This window comes from Mucilaginibacter sp. 320_HR (genome assembly GCF_059691875.1).
This window is the reverse complement of the sequence record NZ_JCAWAI010000006.1, coordinates 56541-76015: the sequence shown is the minus strand read 5'-3', so window position 1 is coordinate 76015 and position 19475 is coordinate 56541. Positions and strand designations below refer to the sequence as shown.

The window sequence follows — 19475 nt, the reverse complement described above, 5'->3', positions numbered from 1 at the left end:
GAAACTGTACAAGATTTTAACACATGTGCTTACGCTAATAAATACCTGCCATCAGAAGACGGTAAACTCCATTGATCAACAATAATTAGCGTTATACCTATTGCTTTCAGTTAATTTTTAAATGATATTTTACCTATGCATAAACCTTTTTAATCCTTTACGAAAAAGAACTATGTAAATGATCTATAATATTAATTTCGCATTCCAATGTGCTATATAGTAACATATTAGGAATTTAATTATTAAATTTTTGGTTATTTTCGCGAGCCTGAAAGTAAGTAAACTATTTTGGAAAGACTTTTACTCACCTTAACCATATTATTGATTATAGTATTGTCTTTAAATTGCTCTAACAGCTATGGACAAGAGTACTATGATGGAACAAATACGCCACGCCAATATTATTATAATAATCTGGAGGGTGCTACTGTTGGCAATGTAGCTACTTTTATGCCCGGTGCAGGTTCAACATCTTCTGCTACAGCCAGCCTCTATTTGAAAGCTAACTCATCTCTGAACAATACTAAAAGTTATTCTACCCTGGCATCAGCCAGTACTATTGGCTATTTAAAATGGAACTTTTTTGGCTCTGCTGGTACAGCAGCTAATGTTAGCTTAGGTACCGCATCGTGGGAGTGGGAATTTGATTACAAAAATACAGGCGCTGCCCCCAATGATAATGGAAGTGGTATGGTTGCGGGGCAGGATTCGTGGAGGTATTGGCTTTTTGCTAATGCCTATAATAACCAAACCACCTACGGAATGTACATCACCGTTAGTGGCACCAGCTTAGTTTTCAGAGTTAAGTACGATGCCGCCAGTAATCAGTATGCTACTTACAACACCGGTCTTACGATTCCCGCCAATACGGATACATACCAGATCAGGATTGTACGTGCTGCCCAAAATGGCATATACCACGTTTTTGTACTGGATAGAACCACTGGTGTTACAACAGGTACAAGTTTAACAAATGGAACATCCGGCTATGTAAATGTTGGCACAACCCAGGGCAATGCTAATATGACAACCTATAACTTTAGCTACCTGGAAACAACCACATCTGTTGCAGACCACTTCCAATTTGACAACTTTAATTTTTATAAGCAACGAGTAGATTATACGCCAATTACATCTTCAGCAAATGGCATTACTACTGCTGTATATCCGGGTATTGTTAATGCAATTCCCTATGGCGTAAATGTTAATATCCGTGGCGATATATTTATGGGAAGGTTTGCAATTAGCTCTACGGGTAATGCACAAGCTTTGTTTGAAAGTGGTGCCATTTACAAAACAACCAATAGTGTATTGTCAGTAGCTGGCGGATCTAAAATTTCTGATGTTAGTGTTTACAATACCGGCACTTCCCAACTATCGCTGGACAATTATAATGAATATTACTACTCATCTGGCGGCACCGACGGATCGCGTACTAACGTGATAAACTACTACCTGGTGGCACAAGGTCGCAACCCTTTTTATGGAGGGTATCCAACATCGTCTACTTACTCTGTAAGCAATAGCGATGCAGACACTTTCCACCAATTTTATGGAAGCGGCTACTTCCCTTATCAATGGTCAACATCAAGCTCTTCTACTACCACTACAGCAGGTGATGTATGGGACTGGAGAGGAGTAGCGGGAAGCAACTGGACTACCGGAACCAATATATGGAAAAAAAACCTCAATACAGATATAAGCAACAGCGGGCCGTCTGTAAACACGGATATTGTTCGTATTGGAGTAATAGCATACAGCGGCACTCAACAACCGTCCGTATCATCTAACACTACCATAGGAAGTTTGACATTTGGCTCTGCAACAGCTTCAACAACACTTTCTATTGGAAATACACTTAACGTCGCCGGAGACGTAACAGTTAATCAAAGCACCACAGTGCAGCTTACAGGCGGAACTTTGAACATTGGTGGTAATTTCAACAATGGCGCTGCCTCTACTTTTGCTGCTTTATCCAGCACTGTATCGTTTACATCCGGGTCAGCACGTACCATTACCAATTCTAATACCTCGGCACCGCCCTCGGTAACTTTTATGAATTTAAATTTTACCGGCGGCGGTACAACTACCTTTGCTGCCGGAGGTTACTACAGCGTTTCGCCAACAGGCATAATGAAGGTAACTAACTCTAGTACCGTCTCAATTCCATCGGCAACTACACACCTTCAATTTTTGGCTAATAGTGGCGTTGCCTATGCTCAGATAGACCAAATAACAGGCTCAATACAGGGTGCTATCGATTATCAGGTTTATTTTACAGGTGGGTCGTTAGCTTATAGGAATTACCGCTCCATGGCATCGCCTGTGTACAATAATACCACTACTTACAACGCGTCTAACGGGTCTTTTTCATTATCTAGCCTTAAAAACACTTCACTTCCAAATAACAGCTTTATTATCACGGGAGCCAACGGATCTGTGAACGGTTTTGATAAGTCTACCAACAACGGGAACACGCTTAAAACTTATAACAGCACCACTAATAACTACACCGCTGTAAGTAGCTTAAACACATCACCAGCCGTAGTTTCGGGAACAGGTTTTTACATGTATTTTCGTGGGAACAGGGGCACTGCGGGTACGGTTACCTCTGCAGATCCTTTTGGCTCAAAAACAAATAAGTCTAATGGTAATGGGGCATATGCAGTACCCGAAAATGTTGTTTATACATACTCAGGGATACCTAATCAGGGCAATGTACCGGCAGCAACCTTGCCCACCGGGGGGGTGTTTTTCTATTTCATAGCTAACCCGTATGCCGCAACTCTGGATGCAGGAGCATTAATCAGCGCTTCAAACATCTCACCTTTTATATGGACCTGGGATCCCGTTTCTGCTGCTTATGCTGTGTTTGACAAGAATAGCGTCAACGCATCTACTCACGGGGCTAAACAGTATGTGGTTCCTGGTCAGGGTTTTTTCATCAGAAACGCAAATACAACCGGTGCATCTAAAACAGTTACACTAACAGAGGCAATGAAAAGTGTGGGCAATAACACAAACGCTGTGCGTTTGCTAAGCACAGGCAGCCCAAAAATCGCAGCGGAATTGCCAATAATCCGTTTGCAGTTTATTAAAAATTCGCTTATAAAAGATGAAGTAGGTATTGTATTACAACCGCAAGCCAAAGATTCTTTAGATGTTAACGACGCACCTCATCTCAGTGGCGACTACATGAATGTTACTACTATTACACCAGACAATAACTATTTAGCTATTGATAAACGCCCCTTTTACGGATCTAAAATCGTTATCCCTATTTTTATAAATGTCGCCGAAGACAGCATCTATACTTTCAAGAAAACCTATCTAAGCCCGGTAATGAGCAATTACAAGGTCACCCTTTACGATAGCTTGCTTAACAATAAGGTAGAAATTACCAATATAGACTATTCATTTAACGTGTACCGGGCAAAACCCGAAACATTTGGTGGTAAACGTTTTAAACTGATAATAGAACAACTGCCGGCACCCGTTACCTTTTTTGAGTTTAAAGGAAAGTTAAATGCTGATAAAAAAGGCTTGCTAACCTGGCAAACCAACAGGTACCGCCTTGGCACAACTTACCAGGTACAACGCGCGCCGGATACAACAAACTTTACTGATATAGGCCTTGCCCAGGCAGGTGTTGATACTACAGGCAAGGGTAGTTACCAGCTTGTGGACTCCACCATACAGCAGGGCAATAATTATTACAGGCTGGTGCAAACGGATGTTTTTGGAAATAAATCATACTCCAACAAAGTAATGCTTAACTTAAGCAGCGCCGTTGGGCCTGTAGATGTTAAAAACGGATTTAAGCTTTACCCGAACCCAGTTGTAACAGGTTTTTCTATCCTGAGTGATAAAAGCTATACGGGCAAGGTGAGTTTCAGGGTATACAACAGCAACAGCGAGATAAAAATTTCAGGCTCGTTTACACAACTAAATGCCTTTGAATCCGTTAAACAGGACGTAAGCCAACTAAAAATAGGGGTTTACTTTGTTGAACTTAGGGATGCAAACAACAAAGTACTTACCACGCTTAAGTTTATAAAACAATAATTGCAAATAGAGAAGTTAGAAGTAGTGAAAATGGATTTGCGTAACTATCTTAACAAAGGCCTGGCCTTTATAACAACCTTTATTATTGCTAATGCCCTCTCGCTGGCAGCATTTGCACAGCCTGTTGATCCCGGCGATGGCGATTGCGGCACCAGTCCTGATGATGCCTGCCAGGTACCGCTTGATACCTGGGTAATTGCGCTGGTGGCAGCTGGATTAATTTACGGCATTTACCACCTTAACAAAAAACAAAAGGCCCTTTGCATTTAATGCAAAAGGCCTTTTAAATTCTTAATCTTTACCTTACGACTTTCTTGCCGGCGCATTCAGGTCAAGCTGTTTAATGATGCCGTTAACCACCTTAGGCAAATCGTTCATGGTTTGTTTTGGATTGTGCAATTCGCCCACTCCATAACCTCTCCATACAACCGTATTGGTTTTAGGGTCAATCAGGTCGATAATAACCGTACCTTCTTTGTAATGCACACGTTGCGCAAAGGTTGGGCCGTAGTAAGGGCCATAACCAAAGCCGTAGCCATATGCCCATGGGCGGTAAAAACCATAGCCGAAACCATAAGGATATCCCCATCCGCCATAAGCGTAAGGCGAATAAAACTCAGTTTTGGTGCCGCGTCCGGTAACTGTAGCATAAGCTACCAACAGGTCTGGCGACTGGTTATTGTACGCCAAGCCTTTTTGTGTCAACGCCTCTTTAGTTGCCTGCTGTAATTTGCCATTGCCAATCTCATCAAGCGGGCGCCATTGCTTGTTTGGGTTCTTTTGTAAAGGAGCCCAGGCAAAGGTACGGTATTGGGTAAGATTGGTTTTGTTAGCTGCAGCTGTGTAATAGTTATAGCTGCTGCATGCTGATAATAGCGATACGAAGGCCACTGCCAGCATTAAGTGAATATATTTTCTCATGATCACACCTCTTATTTTAAGTCTTAGACAACAATGTAGCTGAAGGTTTAATGATAGAAAAAATATTTTTATTTAATTATCACTTTATACAACACAGGTAACAACTAGGTAAGGTACTTCCCTACAATAGGCATCCTGCGGCCCATTCCAAATGCTTTTGGCGACACCCTCAGGATAGGCGGTGTTTGGTAGCGTTTGTGCTCCGCGAGGTTTACCAGGCGGATCACTTTACGTACCACAGCCTCATCAAAGCCCTGATTGATAATACCTGCAGATGACTTGCGGTGCTCCAGGTATTGCACCAGTATGGCGTCCAGCGTATCGTATTCAGGTAATGAATCCGTATCCTTCTGCCCGGGCCTCAGCTCGGCAGACGGCGGTTTAACAATGGTATTCTCCGGTATGATCTCCCTGTCGCGATTGATTTCGCGGGCAAGGTCAAAAACTTGACTTTTATACACATCGCCAATTACAGAAATACCGCCGCACATATCACCATACAGCGTTCCGTAACCTACGGCAGCCTCGCTTTTGTTAGATGTATTCAGCAATATATAACCAAATTTATTGCACATAGCCATTAGCAGTACGGCCCTGCTGCGTGCCTGTATATTTTCTTCCGCAATGTTAAACGGCAGGTTCTTGAACTGTTGCGCCAGCGCCTTTTCAAAACTGTCAGTAACATTGCCTATCATAATGGTTTCGCTTTTGCAGCCAAGGTTCTTCACCAGGTCTTCAGCATCCTTAATGGAGTGGTCGCTGGAGAAATGCGAGGGTAGCAACACCGCCATTACATTCTCTGGCCCTAATGCCTCAGCAGCAAGCGCGCATACAACAGCTGAGTCTATACCGCCAGACAATCCCAATATCGCCTGTTTAAACCCGGACTTTGAGAAATAATCGCGTATACCCAATATTAATCCCTGGTGTATCTGCTCGATATCGGTTTGCCGTTCACCCCGTATGGTAGATTCATGTTCGTAGCTGATGTTGCCGCTATCGTCAAGCGTGTAATAGCATAACGACTCTTTAAAATAAGGCATTTCATCAACTATGTTCCCACCCTTGTCAAACACAAGCGACCCGCCGTCGAAGATCAGTTCTGTCTGCGCACCAACGTGGTTCACGTAAAACAGCGGCAACCTGTACCGGCTGGCGTTATCCTTCAGTATGGCAATACGTTCTTCGTCGTGGTTGTAGGCGAATGGCGACGCCGCTATGTTTATCATCACGTCCGGGTTCTCCTTTATTAGGGTATCCATAGGGCGGGTAACATACAACGGGTTCTCTATGGTATTCCACAAGTCTTCGCAAATGGTGAGTGCGATACGCTTACCTTTAAAATTAATACACTTAAACTGGGTTGAAGGTTCAAAATAACGGTACTCGTCAAAAACATCATAATTAGGCAGCAGCGCCTTATTTACCTGCGCGGTCACCATCCCGTTCTCAATAAAGTACGCCGAATTGTTAAGATCCTTTCCCTCAGGGTTGTTGTTTGGTGTAGGTACGCCAATAATGCAGGAAATACCGGTGCATTCTTTCGCAATGGTTTGAGCAGCCTGCTCACATAAATCAATAAATTCATTAAATTCCAGAAAGTCGCGCGCGGGATAGCCGCATACACAAAGCTCGGAGAACACCACCAGATCGGCGCCGTTATCTCGGGCCTGGTGTATGCTGTCTATTATCTTTTTAGTGTTGGCTTCAAAGTTGCCTATATGGTAGTTAAGCTGCGCTAGTGCTATCTTCATAATGTACAGGGTAGATTGCTTGCGGGGTAATGCAAATAAAAAATTATTTTTGCTAAAACCTCGGGGATGAACTTGCTTTCAAATAAAACGACACTTGCTTATTTAAGTTTTATCGTACTTATATTTTCCGCCTGTAACAAAAATAAAAAAATTGACGTTAGCAACATACCGGTTGACGTAAAAATAGAACGGTATGATCATGATTTCGATTCGTTGCGCACCAAACCTATGGATGAACAGGCGGGACAGTTATACAAGAAATACGGGGTGTTTTACACCGACTTTATAGAACGGGTACTTCGGGCAGGTACCTCACGTGATACGGCTTACTTTACCAAACTGCACGCCATCTTTGCCGATAGATCATACATGGACCTGAAGCATGATGTAGATTCGGTTTACCCTAACCTGGATAAACAGGAAGCGGAACTTACCGACGCCTTCCGGCGCATAAAGTATTACTATCCGAAGAAGAACCTGCCTAAAGTGTACGCCTACTTCTCCGGCTTTGAGGCGCAAACTACACTTGGCGAGGGTTACTTTGGTATTGGATTGGATATGTTCCTGGGGGCTAACTCGCGTTTTTATCCTGCACTTATAACGGCATTTCCGCATTACGTAAGCCGCAGGTTCACACCGGATAATATTACCCCCCGCGTGGTTGAAGGTTTAGCCCGTGAAGATATGTTTGTGGAGGATGACAAGAATACAACACTACTGGCTAAAATGATTTATAATGGCAAGATCATGTATTTTATGGACCAGGTGCTGCCTGATGTACCCGATTCTACCAAAATTGGTTATACCGGCAAGCAGCTTAAGTGGTGCGAAAGCTTTAAGGGCGATATGTGGAGCTTCTTTCTGGAGGAAAACCTGCTTTATAACAGCGATTACCAAAGCATACAGAAGTACCTGAATGAGGCCCCGTTTACCCCGGGGATAGGCGAGAACAATGAGTCGGCACCTAAGTTGGCTGTTTGGACAGGCTGGCAAATTGTACGCACCTACATGGACAAACATCCGAACGTTACCCTGCAGCAGCTAATGGCCGACAATGATGCCCAAAAGATACTGAACGAAGCCAAGTACCGGCCTAAGGATAACGTGCAAGAATAGTTACAACTGAAAAACAAAAAAGCGCCTCCAAACGGAAGCGCTTTTAATATCTATGGGGTAAAATTTACCTTATGCCAATACCCTGAAAACAGCTCTCAGGCAAAGTATCGACGCTATTAACAAAATGATGTTAGAGATAAGCGTTGCATGAGGGAACTCTGCAAATCTTAAGAAACAACCGACTAGCCCAAGAGCAACGGTTAACACGATGAATATGTAGTGGCTTTCTGAATTTGCTTCTTTTATTGATGATGCCATTGTATGCTGTTTTTTGTTGTGGCAAAAATAGAAATGTTTACCGAAAAAAGCGACAAGTTTTTAAGCTTTTACCTCTTTTTTGGTCCAGCCCTGCGGCAGGTTTTCTTCAATCTCTATATTCTCGAACTCAGCACTGGCACGTGAACCTACCACTTTGGCCCATGCAGCCATTTTACTGATGCCCTCTTTAAGGCTTACGTTTTGGCTTTTGCCGAAAACTCCTGCCGCTTTCGAGTGGTCGCTATGCGCGTGCATTACCTCTTTACGTGCTTCCAGGTGAGTAACTTTTGGCTCAACACCAAGTTCATCGGCAACTACCTGTACCAGCTCGTTAACAGTATACGGCCTATCGGCACCTACGTTAAATACTTCGTTGTATGAGGCTGGTACGTTTATGCAATTAGCAATATGCGGCGCAACGTCATCAATATAACTGAAAGCACGTGTTTGCTCGCCATCACCAAAAATGGTCATTGGTTTTTCCTGCATAATCTGGTTCATGAAAATACCAATCACGTTACGGTACTTGTCGCCAATGTTCTGGTTCTCGCCATAAACGTTGTGCGGACGGAAGATAACATAATTTAAGCCGAACATGTGATGAGCGGCTTTAAGGTCCATTTCCACGGCGTATTTAGCAACTCCGTAAGGATCCTCAGGTTGTGGCACCATGCTTTCCAACATCGGCAGTTGGCCTGCACCGTAAACCGCAATAGATGAGGTAAACACAAAGCATTTTACTTTATGCAAAACCGACAGGTTAATTAAATTTACTGATCCTATTAAGTTGTTATTGTAGTTAAACCGACGGATGAAATGCGACAGGCCTTCGGCTGCATAGGCAGCAAGGTGATATACATAATCAAACTGGTGCTTGTCAAACAAGGACTGCAACAGCTCATAATCGTTGATAGACCCTTTAATAAACTCTACACCTTCGGGCACGTGGTCTTCAAAACCGCCGCTAAGGTCATCAAGCACAATTACTTTGTGGCCTAAGTTTAAACAATGCTTAGCTACGTGTGAGCCAATAAAGCCGGCTCCGCCGGTCACCAGTGATGTGATCATATTTTATTAATTTATGTATCTTTTATGATTGTATTAGTAACGACACCTGTGCCTACTCAAATATAAAAAACTTTTTCCTAGTTACTCCCGGTAGTTGTACTTAAATCTGCGGGTTGTGCCATTACGGCTACTGCTTGCAAAAACCAGGCCGCATGTGGTATCCATTGCTCGGTCCAGCGCCATTCATCACCAGCTGCTTCTTTCTTAAAATCGATACCTGAGCCATCTGCACTACCGTTTTTACCGGTTATACCGTTTGATATGCCCCCTCGCTCGCTGCCATGCCCGTAATTAGATTGCATATACGGCACATTATTTTTCCCAAAACCGTATACGAAACACATATCGTAAGGGTTGCAGCCCATTATCCATGATAGTTGCTGTGAAGCGTATGCCGCGAGTGTTGCCTTAGTTCCCCAGTTGCCCGGTGAAGGGTAAGCCACCCTGCCGCCCAAAATTGCAGCAGCAGCTAACGACCCAAGCCTTGCATTTTCGCCCTGCCACCACCATCCTGTCTCATTTTCATGCGGGATAAAAAAACCGTCTTTTACTTTTCCTTTAATCAGGAAGCTTTGCCGCGCGTAACCAAAGGGATTGCTTACCCTGCCGGTTACTGCCAGGTTATAATCTAGCGCTTGTTTTATTGTCCGCAGCGCGGGCTCGCGGTAAGTTATATCCTTTTCTTTAGCCAGGTAGCGCGTAAGGGCAACTACCGGGAGCCCGGCATCTGACGCGTGGAAGAACGGCCTCCCTTTATCATTGGAGAGAAAGTAGCCGTCGGGCGTCATACGTTTATTTAAATTTGCTGCCCGCTTACGTGCTTCATCGCGGTACTGATCTTCGTTAGTGGCTATCCATAGTTCGGTAGCTGCCATCAGCGCGCAGTAATCGTCTATAATGTTCTCCTTACCGTCGTCATCGTATTTGGCATTATTTTGCAGCAGGTGGGCAAAACCTCTTTTGGCAGCATCAAGGTATTGGTCTGATGTAAACTCGCCCCTCTTTTTCCATTGTGATATGCGGGCAAGCGCCGCTATAGCCATGCCACCACCCTCACGAAAGGCACACTGGTACTGGTTGGTAGTAACGCTGTTGGCTAGCAGCCCCACAACCCTGCGGGCGTTAGGATCCTTATTAAAATAGCTGAACACGATCATGTAAAAGTATCCATCCTTGCTGAGGGCACGCACCATGTAGTCGGCGCCATATAGCGCTTCATTATCCAGCGAGTCCTTTAGCTTCCATTTGCTTAGCAACCGCGGGATAGCTTCTGAGGCACTTACCATGCTCCACGTTACCAGCGGTATCTGCTGTGGAGAAAAGTAGTTGGCGTATGCCAGGTGAGAAAAGTATTTGCTTACATCACCTGATGCATCGCACCATCCGCCCCGCATATCTACCCGTTGGTTACTGCCAAACAATTGCATCTTAGCATCGGCTGCCAGTTCTCCGGGGGTATTAGCCCGTTGTTTATTATAGTAATGAATTATAGAGGACAGCGTTTGCCTTGCTACGGCGTTCTCACCTATTACGAAGGGATATGATGTGTATGTTACCTTGTCATAAACAATGCGCAACTTGTATTTGCCGGCACTGCTAAAGGGTGTAAAATCCGCCTGCATAAACAGCTTACCTGGTGCCCAATCGGTAATGGTCTGCGGTTCGTTAAGCATACCAGTAAAGGCAACCTTGCCGGTAGCAACGTTCACCAGGGTAAAGGCAAATGGTTTGGTGAGTTTGCTATCAAACTGCACCACCGCCATTTTGGGGCTGTTACTGTCAAAGCCTATCTGATTTACATAGATTACAGGCGTTGACTTTGCCCACGATGCAATAAACAGGAGAATTATAGTATAGAATTTATTCATATTCAAGATCTATCAGCACAACAGTACCGCATTGCTATTTTTTAGCAGCCCAGAGTATAGCATTTGTAACTATGGTGCGGTATGCAGCATCATTAAACAATATGGGCGAATGGCCCATAAATATATACACGTTGCGCGCTTTTATGTTAGGATTGGTCCAAACCACCGGATGGTCGCCCATCTTTACATCAGAATTAGGTGCATAAGTTTTCTCATCAACACTGGCCAGCACATGTACATTGGGGCGCGGGCTCTTATCATAACTATACCACTCTTCTTTTTCCACTACGAATGATTTAGGTACCCCCTTCATTACCGGATGTTGGCGGTCCTCTACATTTACGGTCGCCGAAGCAAAATCAGGAATGTAATTTTTATACTGAATACCGCCCATGAAAGCAGAAAACCACTGCCACAAAGGAAAGCCATCAAACTCGCCCAGCAGGGTGGCGTGATGGAAACCTATCCATCCACCCCTACCTTGGGTAATATACTGTTCAAAAGCTGATGCAGCTTTCTCCTTCCAGCCGTAAGGCGGATAATCTAATTGAATAAAAAGGTTGTATTTGGATAGTAAGGCACTGTCAATGGTGTCGGTGTTCTGTATATAATCAATCTGAAAGCCTTTTATGGCAGCCAGCTTATTTAGCCAGGGCCGTGCTGCGTTAGTAAATGCCAGATGGTGTCCGCCATTCTCATACAGAGCAAGCACACGGAACTTTGGTGATTTTATTTGTGCTTTGCAGGCAGCAGATATAATTAAAAAGATGCAGGCAAGCAGCAGTACTTTTTTCATTTAATAGACAGCCTGGTGAGATACAGACCGTGCTCCTAAAATATGAATATTGTTTCAATTGCCAGCTGTCTATTAAATTGCATCAATGGACAATGCTTTTATTTACCTGCAATTTCTGCGTAACTCGCTTCTTCCCTTACCCGGAGTTAGTGAGAAGTTATGCTATGGTACACCGGGTTTTTACGCAGGTAAGAAAATGTTTGTTCGCTTGAAAGAAAACGGAGAAACGCTGGTGGTTGCCACCAGCAATCGCGATTACTGGATAGCAAGAAATCCGGATGTGTACTTTATAACCGACCATTACCGTAACTACGACTACATGCTCATCTCACTACCAAAAGCAGATGCGGAGGAAGTGAAACAGCTGCTGCTTACCAGCTGGCAAGAACGAACCGGCAAAAAAGCGCTGGCAGAATATAACAACAACGCCAATTGATTGCTGAGCGTAAATCTCTGTGGTTTTTGAAGATATTGTATAACGGCAAGCCAATTCAACCCACTTCCATAGGAATGTAACAATCCTGAGTTCTTGGCATCAAAGTTGTAAATATCAGTTCAATAACATTTACTTAAATTAACAATATCATGGGCTTATTAAGATTTATAGCAGTTGGCGCAGCCATTGGTTACGGAATAAACTATATTACCAAGAAAGGGCCTAACGGCCGTTCAATACTGGACGATATTACAGAAGACGCTCCGGAATGGTTTGACAAGGCTAAGAAGTATGCCGAGAATGCTGTTGACCAGGCATCGCAAACCGTTAAAGAGAAAGCCAACTACAGCGAAGGAATATAATCCTGCTTTTGCACTTTTGAAGCCGCCTTCTGTACTTAAAATATGGAAGGCGGTTCTGTTTTAAGGAATGCTGTACAGTACTGATTAACAGTAGTTTTTTAATTACTGGTTAAGTACAAGATGATCTTCATAACCTTAAAAATTAAATGACACAATGGTTCAATTAAATTAATTCGAAAGTTAATTGCCTGTTCAGTATATATTTTATATTTACCTGCAAATACAAGCTTTAATTGAACCCGGCCGACACCCTATTACGCTCCACACGGCTCTGCGGAGTTGCCTGCAGCCCAGCAAAAAAAACCGCTTCTTTGTCCCTTTGGGATCAGGTTTCAGAATTTTTTGTAAAGCTATTTAATACCGCCGACTGGCCACCGAGATGGCATTGCGGCACTTGGTCAGATTTTCATGGCTGGTTATATATCTTGTCTGACATAGGCATCTGGGCCGCTTATTTTGCCATCCCGGTGCTGTTGATGATGATGATCCGAAAAAAGAAGGACATCCCCTTTCACCGCATTTTTTTCCTGTTTATTGCTTTTATACTTCTTTGCGGCCTAACACACCTTATTGATGCATCTATATTTTGGTGGCCCGCATACCGGCTTAGCGCTTTGCTAAGGTTTATTACCGCAGTGGTATCTATTACCACTGTTTATGCACTATATAGGGTGTTACCGGTAATCTTGAGCCTGCGCACTGTTGCAGAGCTCGAAGCAGAAATAGAAAAACGCCGTGTTGTAGAAGAAAAGCTGCTTCAAAACGAAATAGCGCTTAACCGAGCATTGGAACTTACCACCCAAAATAACAAGCAATTAAAAACCTTTACACACATCCTGTCGCACAACATACGCAATCACGCCAGCAACATGACGCTGATTACCTCGCTGGTTGACCCAGGAACGCTAGATAGTGACAACGCCGAACTTTTCAGTAAAATCACCAGTGTTTCTCGTTCGCTTAACGCTACGCTTGACGATCTTTCCCAGGCAATAAGAATTAAGGAGAGTGTAATAGCTTCGGAACAGGTTGACCTTAAAGCGGTAACCAATAAAGTACTGGAGGTATTCCGGTCGGATCTGGAGTTGAACCATGGCACAGTGACAACAGATTTCCAGGTTGCAGAGGTATACTTCCCGCGCATTTACCTCGAGAGCATTATTTTAAATCTGATATCAAATTCTATAAAATATAGAAGTGAGGAACGTAATCCAACTATAATACTAAGATCGTATGTTAACGAAGATTTGCGCACTGTGCTGGAGTGTAGCGACAACGGAATAGGCATAGATTTGGAACTGCACGGCAGTAAAATATTTGGTTTATATAAAACATTCCACGAGCGTAAGGATGCACATGGTGTAGGATTGTTCCTGGTAAAAACACAGGTAGAATCACAAGGGGGGCAAATTGATGTTACAAGTTCCCCGGGTAATGGGTCGGTATTTAAAATAACTTTTTAATGGATAATAAGATTGATATAGCGTGTGTAATTGATGATGATGAGATTTATACTTTCACCGTTAAACGGATTATAAACCGGGCAGAAATTGCAAACAAGACTATCTTTTTTCACAACGGCAAAGCAGCCCTTGATTTTTTTACTGACAACGCCAGCCGGGTAGAAGAACTACCTGACGTTATTTTGCTTGATATAAACATGCCCGTGCTTGACGGCTGGCAATTCCTGGACGGATTTGTTAAGCTTATACCAAAGTTCGGTAAGAAAATAACTGTTTATATAGTAAGCTCGTCTATTGACGAAGAGGATTACGCCCGGGCACGCAAAATATCTGCCGTAAGCGACTTTATTGTTAAACCACTCACGGTTGAACATTTACATCACATCCGTAACGCCCTCAACATCTAGCTGAATAGATATTTTCTGTTTTTTGAATTTGTGATTTTAGAAAAAAACGTCTGCTCTGGTAGCGTTTTAAAGATTGGTAGCGTAATGCTGTTATTATACTTTACTAAAACCAATGTTAACAATGACACAAATTCAGCAAAAATTAGTTAGGCGGGCGGGCATATTCGGGATGATCTGTTTGCTGGCCGTATCACTCAGCTCATGTTTAAAAAACAACGACAACACGGTGCAGCCACCGTTTGCCCTACTATCTGTAATCAACGCGTCACCAGGTTCGCCTAATCTCGACTTCTACCTTGATCAGAACCGCGCCAGCGTTTACCCTATCATTTATGGCAGCGGATTAGATTACCTGCAAGCTTATTCCGGCAACAGAAAAGCGTCATTCTACACCGCAGGTACACAAACCCTGTACCTGGCAGATACCATTAAACTACAACAGGATAAATATTATTCCCTGTTTTTGGCTAACGAAGCAGGCCACCAGGAAACCATTTTAGTTAACGATAGCATTAGCAGACCGGCAGATGGCAAAGCTGCCATACGCTTTGTTAACCTGAGCCAGAATGCACCGGCAGCAGATCTGGTTATAAAAGACGGTGCCACTTTAGTTACCAACAAAGGTTACAAAAACGTATCACCATTTGTTCCGGTTGATCAAAAAGCCAATTATACTATCGAGGTTCGCCAAACAGGCACTACAACCGTGTTAGCTTCCTTAACTAACGTACCATTAAATAATGGTTCCATCTACACTGTTTGGTTGCAGGGAGTGAACGGCGCTACAGACGCTAAAAAGCTAACAGCCAAAATCCAAAAAAACGTTTTCTACTATTAAACATCATCTACCTATTTTAAAGCCCCGGATATCTGGGGCTTTTTTGTTTTACATTCTTTAAAGGAATAGCCGCGCATCAAACAAATCGCCTTGTTTTAGTATTCATCTAGCAGTAATTGCTAATACGAATACATTTTGAATAGTACTAAACACATTGGCATAATTGGCGGAGGCCCAAGTGCCTTATTTATGGTTAAGCGGCTGGTAGATGCCGGAAATACCGATCTGCAGATAACCATTTTTGAAAAGAACAATCAACTGGGTGCAGGGATGCCTTACAGCCACCTTGGCGCAAACGATGAGCACGTAACCAACGTGTCGGACAACGAGATACCGGAGCTTGTCACTACCATTTCCGAGTGGATCAAAACTGTTCCCGAAGACACACTAAATAAGTTCAACATACGCCGGGAACACTTTAACGAGTACAAGGTGCTGCCCCGTTTATTGTTTGGGCAATACCTTGCTGCGCAATTTAAACTTGTACTGGCAGCAGCCAAAGAGAAGAGCATAGCTATACAGGTTTACTACAATACAACGGTAGTTGACGTTATCGACCAGCCAAAACAGGAGACTACCCTGGTAATAACCGAAGCCGGCGATAAGTATGAGTTCGACCATATTGTGCTGTGTACCGGGCACCGGTGGCCAAAAGTACATGAAGGCAAGATTCCCGGCTACTACGACTCCCCTTACCCCCCATCAAAGCTAGGTTTTAAGGTAAATACTCCCGTTGCTGTCAGGGGCGCGTCGCTTACTGCTATTGATGCCATACGTACACTCAGCAGGCACAACGGCAGCTACCAGAAAGATCCAGATGGCGTTTTAACTTATAAAGTAGATGAAGCCAGCAAAGGCTTCCGGCTGGTGCTGCACTCGCGTAATGGCATGCTGCCTGCGGTACGCTTTCATTTAGAAGATTCGCACCTGGGTAAAGACACTGTGCTAAGCAATGAGGAAATTGCTGAAGCACGCGAAAAAAATGACGGTTTCCTCCCGCTCGACCTTGTTTTTGACCGCAACTTTAAAGACGGCTTTAAGACTAAACGGCCCGCCTTTTACAAGCGCATTAAAGATGTGCAGATGGAAGAATTCGTTAACTTTATGATGGTAATGCGCGAGCAGGCCGATCCTTTTGAGTTGTTACAAGCTGAGTACAAGGAAGCTGAAAAGTCCATAGAAGCGGAAGAATCAGTTTACTGGAAAGAAATGCTTGCGGTACTAAGCTTCGCCATGAATTATCCGGCTAAGTACTTCTCTGCAGAGGATATGCTGCGGGTGCAGAAGACCCTTATGCCGCTCATCTCTATTGTAATAGCATTTGTGCCGCAAAGTTCTGTTGAGGAGTTACTGGCGCTTTGGAAAGCGGGTGTGCTTACCCTTGTAAGTGTTGGCGATGACAGCGAAGTAGAGCCTGTTAATACCGGCGGCATCGTTTACCACTATACCAACGAAGATGGTAAAAAGGTTGCCGAGCCTTATCCCGTGTTTGTTGACAGCATTGGCCAGCCACACTTGTCTTACAATGATCTGCCTTATCCAGGCCTAAGAGAAAACCTCACTGTTACTCCTGCAAAACTTCTGTTTCGGGATGCACAATTAGGCGCTGCCGAAATGGAGCACAACAAAAAAGTAGAGAAAGACAGAAACGGGAATTACGTTTTAACAGTACCCGGAGTAGCCATAAATGATGCCTTCCAGGCGGTGGACGCCTACGGAGCGTTAAACAATCGTATTTACATTATGGCCGTGCCTTATATTGGAGGTTTTAATCCCGATTATTCCGGATTAGATTTTTCTGAGGCAGCATCTGAACGCATCGCAAAAGCTATATTGCACGCCTAGTTATGGAAAGTTCAAGTGACAATTTAAAGTTATTCATGATCTTGCTGGGATCGAAAACGCCAAGGCGAAATGTAGAACAGCACGATTACTTTTTTGCTATAGCATCTAACCTTAAAGAACTTGTGCCGGAAATAAAGGCCTTTTGGCCCGAAGCCGGCTACAGTTTACATATAGATGGCTGGCGCGAGGTAAATACTGTGGACGGTTACGCCGTTAAAGTTTTGCTGAAGGAGCACGCTGCCCCAACTGGCAATAACCGGCTGTTCTTCATTAACCTTGGGGGATATACAGCCGGCAAGTTAGAAGAACAGCACTATACCGTTTTAAGCGTACAGGACGATCGCGCCCGGGCAGTACAGGATGCTAAAAAGACTGCGTTCTTCAAAAAACAATCCATAGCCACGATTAAAGGAGCAAACTCGCACATCGATGAAAAATATGGCATAGATGTAGACGACATTTACCGCATTGAAGACATACTAAGCGAACAGCAAAAAGCTAAATACCACATTCAGATTACTCCCGCCGAAGGATTGCCAGAAGATGTGATTCATTTAGGCTACTTTAAACTTGATAAACTCTGATACAGCTTCGATCTGAAACACGAAGGGGCTCAACCATAAAGTTGAGCCCCTTTGCTGTAAATAAGAACGAGTTTACAATATGTAAAATACCTTAGACTGTTCGCTGGCACTTACTGAAGGCTTGCTTTCTGCTTTATAGTTTTCTTTAAGCATTTGCATGACGTCGCGCTCTATCGTGCGGGAAATGGTAGTGGTAGGCGTATCGGTAGGTTTGTTCTCGAACGGATCCTGCAGGTGTATAGCCATGCTTTCTATCAGGAAAAAGGATGTTGCAATTGCAATTACCAATGGTACTTCTACCACACCAAAGAATTCTATCAAGCCAAACGGCAATAGCAGGATGAACAGCAAAACCGAAAAGTGGATGTACGTGCTGTAAGTTGCCGGGAACACCGTGTTCTTAATACGCTCGCATCCTCCCATATGGTTTGAGAAACGTGTTAACGTTTTATCCAGCTCAACCTGTTGGAATTCATTTATCCAGCCCAGTTTATACGCACTGCGGATGTCTGCACCATGCAACTCCAATAGGGCTACAGGTACATTATCATAGCGGCTGATGTGCTTCATATCTTCCTCGCTTAGGTACTTTTCTAATCCGGCGCGCGGGTCTTGCTTACGCAGGTGGCAGCTGAGGCTGTGGCACCAGGCTATCTGCCGTTTACTTAGCTTTTCTACAAACCGGCGTTGCTCTTCTTCGGCATATGGAGTGTCAACAAAGGTCAGTAACTGGCGGGTGAATGAGCGGGAATCATTTACAATCGCTCCCCAAAGGGTACGTGCTTCCCACCAGCGGTCGTAAGCCTGGTTAGATTTAAAGGCAAGCAACAGCGATATAATGGTACCCAATATGGTTGGTACTGCAATAGGTATTGATATACGGGTAACATGAAAGTTGTTGTACATAACTGCTATCAAAACCGAGTAAACGGTTACAAGCAGCACTTCCTTTTTTACCTTGCCCAGCATGTAGCTGACAGGGATGTTTTCTTTTAATAACATGGCAGATGATGTTTAAGGTTTATGCTTCTGTTAAAACTTCTTCGTTTTGGTAAACATGTTCGGCAGCCAGTTGCTCTTGAACATGCGCCTGCTTTTTATTGAGTTTAAGCACAGGCAATCCGCTTTTTTGAATAAGTACATCCGGGTTGATGCTGCTTTTGTGGATGGCACCAAAAGAACAGCTTTCGCTTTCCAGTATCATGTCTACCTCGTTAGCGTCCAAAAAGTTCCTGAACATGCCTAGCGTGCTGCCGTACAAAAACTCGAGCTTAACATTGTGGATCTGGGGATTTTGCGCTCGTATGTCTCTTAACTGCTTATAGAATTCGTCGCTTACTCTTTCATACTCGCGGCTGCGGCGGCTCAGCATCAGCAGGTCGTTTTCAGAATCAGATAATTTAAACATGTGTACAAACACAAGGTTGATACTCTCTCCCCGCACCTGGTTGGTAATGCCCTGGATGCACTTAAGGGCATCGGGCTGATAGTCTGTTGGAATTAATATAGTTTTCATAGATGACAGATTAAATTGTTTTACATCACAATTTTACCCCGCACCCATTAAGAAGTTATAAGATACTTATTAAAGTCTTATTAGAATTAAGAAAAAGCTCTAATAACTAATTCACTGGATTACAGCCCTTAAAACCATCCGGTTTAAGAGGTATTAAGAGATTGACTCGAGTTATTAG

18 protein-coding genes are annotated in these 19475 nt (G+C 43.7%); 10 read left to right on the top strand and 8 right to left on the bottom strand.

Annotation, left to right across the window (positions count from 1 at the left end):
- Positions 1 to 288: 288 nt before the first annotated feature.
- Both AC59GT_RS19135 and AC59GT_RS19130 read left to right on the top strand, forming a co-directional pair.
- A complete protein-coding gene (locus tag AC59GT_RS19135) occupies positions 289 to 4065 on the top strand; it encodes a T9SS type A sorting domain-containing protein (RefSeq protein WP_497239141.1) in 3777 nt (1258 codons plus the stop codon).
- Entirely contained in the window at positions 4066 to 4335 is a 270-nt protein-coding gene (locus AC59GT_RS19130; RefSeq protein ID WP_497239140.1) for a hypothetical protein, read from the top strand.
- A 33-nt stretch (positions 4336 to 4368) separates the two neighbouring features.
- On the opposite strand, the gene AC59GT_RS19125 is transcribed toward AC59GT_RS19130, so the two are convergent.
- Positions 4369 to 4986, bottom strand: coding sequence for a DUF4136 domain-containing protein (locus AC59GT_RS19125; protein ID WP_497239139.1), 618 nt, complete (start codon positions 4984 to 4986; stop codon positions 4369 to 4371).
- Between the two features lie 104 nt (positions 4987 to 5090).
- Complete coding sequence (locus tag AC59GT_RS19120; RefSeq protein WP_497239138.1) at positions 5091 to 6740, bottom strand: NAD+ synthase; 1650 nt, start codon at positions 6738 to 6740, stop codon at positions 5091 to 5093.
- A 66-nt stretch (positions 6741 to 6806) separates the two neighbouring features.
- Here AC59GT_RS19120 and gldB point away from each other — a divergent pair, with 66 nt between their 5' ends.
- Positions 6807 to 7856, top strand: a complete 1050-nt coding sequence (gene gldB / locus AC59GT_RS19115; RefSeq protein WP_497239137.1) for a gliding motility lipoprotein GldB — start codon at positions 6807 to 6809, stop codon at positions 7854 to 7856.
- 69 nt (positions 7857 to 7925) lie between these two features.
- On the opposite strand, the gene AC59GT_RS19110 is transcribed toward gldB, so the two are convergent.
- The 4 genes from AC59GT_RS19110 to AC59GT_RS19095 form a co-directional block, all read right to left on the bottom strand.
- Complete coding sequence (locus tag AC59GT_RS19110; RefSeq protein ID WP_497239136.1) at positions 7926 to 8114, bottom strand: hypothetical protein; 189 nt, start codon at positions 8112 to 8114, stop codon at positions 7926 to 7928.
- A gap of 60 nt (positions 8115 to 8174) precedes the next feature.
- Positions 8175 to 9182, bottom strand: coding sequence for an NAD-dependent epimerase/dehydratase family protein (locus AC59GT_RS19105; RefSeq protein ID WP_117382835.1), 1008 nt, complete (start codon positions 9180 to 9182; stop codon positions 8175 to 8177).
- Between the two features lie 77 nt (positions 9183 to 9259).
- On the bottom strand, positions 9260 to 11050 hold the full coding sequence (locus AC59GT_RS19100) for a glycoside hydrolase family 9 protein (protein ID WP_497239135.1): 1791 nt from the start codon (positions 11048 to 11050) through the stop codon (positions 9260 to 9262).
- A 34-nt stretch (positions 11051 to 11084) separates the two neighbouring features.
- Positions 11085 to 11846, bottom strand: coding sequence for a ThuA domain-containing protein (locus AC59GT_RS19095; RefSeq protein WP_497239134.1), 762 nt, complete (start codon positions 11844 to 11846; stop codon positions 11085 to 11087).
- An 85-nt stretch (positions 11847 to 11931) separates the two neighbouring features.
- On the opposite strand from AC59GT_RS19095, the gene AC59GT_RS19090 reads away from it, so the two are divergent.
- The 7 genes from AC59GT_RS19090 to AC59GT_RS19060 all read left to right on the top strand — a co-directional run bounded on the left by AC59GT_RS19090 (position 11932) and on the right by AC59GT_RS19060 (position 17781).
- Entirely contained in the window at positions 11932 to 12282 is a 351-nt protein-coding gene (locus tag AC59GT_RS19090; RefSeq protein ID WP_497239133.1) for an MmcQ/YjbR family DNA-binding protein, read from the top strand.
- Between the two features lie 149 nt (positions 12283 to 12431).
- Positions 12432 to 12644, top strand: a complete 213-nt coding sequence (locus tag AC59GT_RS19085; RefSeq protein ID WP_497239132.1) for a YtxH domain-containing protein — start codon at positions 12432 to 12434, stop codon at positions 12642 to 12644.
- A gap of 425 nt (positions 12645 to 13069) precedes the next feature.
- A complete protein-coding gene (locus tag AC59GT_RS19080; protein WP_497239131.1) occupies positions 13070 to 14107 on the top strand; it encodes a sensor histidine kinase in 1038 nt (345 codons plus the stop codon).
- Complete coding sequence (locus AC59GT_RS19075) at positions 14107 to 14514, top strand: response regulator (protein ID WP_497239130.1); 408 nt, start codon at positions 14107 to 14109, stop codon at positions 14512 to 14514. The genes AC59GT_RS19080 and AC59GT_RS19075 overlap by 1 nt, the downstream gene beginning before the upstream one ends.
- A 121-nt stretch (positions 14515 to 14635) precedes the next feature.
- Entirely contained in the window at positions 14636 to 15352 is a 717-nt protein-coding gene (locus tag AC59GT_RS19070) for a DUF4397 domain-containing protein (RefSeq protein WP_497239129.1), read from the top strand.
- Positions 15353 to 15487: 135 nt separating this feature from the next.
- A complete protein-coding gene (locus tag AC59GT_RS19065; protein ID WP_497239128.1) occupies positions 15488 to 17197 on the top strand; it encodes an FAD/NAD(P)-binding protein in 1710 nt (569 codons plus the stop codon).
- 2 nt (positions 17198 to 17199) lie between these two features.
- Positions 17200 to 17781 carry a DUF1543 domain-containing protein gene (locus tag AC59GT_RS19060; RefSeq protein WP_497239127.1) on the top strand — a complete coding sequence of 194 codons (582 nt, stop codon included), beginning with the start codon at positions 17200 to 17202 and terminating at the stop codon, positions 17779 to 17781.
- Positions 17782 to 17853: 72 nt separating this feature from the next.
- Here AC59GT_RS19060 and AC59GT_RS19055 read toward each other — a convergent pair whose 3' ends face one another.
- Together AC59GT_RS19055 and AC59GT_RS19050 are read right to left on the bottom strand one after the other, a co-directional pair.
- Entirely contained in the window at positions 17854 to 18783 is a 930-nt protein-coding gene (locus AC59GT_RS19055; protein WP_497239126.1) for a bestrophin family protein, read from the bottom strand.
- A gap of 19 nt (positions 18784 to 18802) precedes the next feature.
- Positions 18803 to 19297, bottom strand: coding sequence for a hypothetical protein (locus AC59GT_RS19050; RefSeq protein WP_497239125.1), 495 nt, complete (start codon positions 19295 to 19297; stop codon positions 18803 to 18805).
- Positions 19298 to 19475: the final 178 nt, after the last annotated feature.

Bases quoted from the DNA above. Each gene is read 5' to 3' on its own strand.
- AC59GT_RS19100 (WP_497239135.1), bottom strand. From the start codon at position 11,050: ATGAATAAATTCTATACTATAATTCTCCTGTTTATTGCATCGTGGGCA.
- AC59GT_RS19120 (WP_497239138.1), bottom strand. From the start codon at position 6,740: ATGAAGATAGCACTAGCGCAGCTTAACTACCATATAGGCAACTTTGAA.
- AC59GT_RS19090 (WP_497239133.1), top strand. From the start codon at position 11,932: ATGGACAATGCTTTTATTTACCTGCAATTTCTGCGTAACTCGCTTCTT.
- AC59GT_RS19055 (WP_497239126.1), bottom strand. From the start codon at position 18,783: ATGTTATTAAAAGAAAACATCCCTGTCAGCTACATGCTGGGCAAGGTA.
- AC59GT_RS19060 (WP_497239127.1), top strand. From the start codon at position 17,200: ATGGAAAGTTCAAGTGACAATTTAAAGTTATTCATGATCTTGCTGGGA.
- AC59GT_RS19070 (WP_497239129.1), top strand. From the start codon at position 14,636: ATGACACAAATTCAGCAAAAATTAGTTAGGCGGGCGGGCATATTCGGG.
- AC59GT_RS19125 (WP_497239139.1), bottom strand. From the start codon at position 4,986: ATGAGAAAATATATTCACTTAATGCTGGCAGTGGCCTTCGTATCGCTA.
- AC59GT_RS19075 (WP_497239130.1), top strand. From the start codon at position 14,107: ATGGATAATAAGATTGATATAGCGTGTGTAATTGATGATGATGAGATT.
- AC59GT_RS19110 (WP_497239136.1), bottom strand. From the start codon at position 8,114: ATGGCATCATCAATAAAAGAAGCAAATTCAGAAAGCCACTACATATTC.
- AC59GT_RS19085 (WP_497239132.1), top strand. From the start codon at position 12,432: ATGGGCTTATTAAGATTTATAGCAGTTGGCGCAGCCATTGGTTACGGA.
- gldB (WP_497239137.1), top strand. From the start codon at position 6,807: ATGAACTTGCTTTCAAATAAAACGACACTTGCTTATTTAAGTTTTATC.
- AC59GT_RS19095 (WP_497239134.1), bottom strand. From the start codon at position 11,846: ATGAAAAAAGTACTGCTGCTTGCCTGCATCTTTTTAATTATATCTGCT.
- AC59GT_RS19050 (WP_497239125.1), bottom strand. From the start codon at position 19,297: ATGAAAACTATATTAATTCCAACAGACTATCAGCCCGATGCCCTTAAG.
- AC59GT_RS19105 (WP_117382835.1), bottom strand. From the start codon at position 9,182: ATGATCACATCACTGGTGACCGGCGGAGCCGGCTTTATTGGCTCACAC.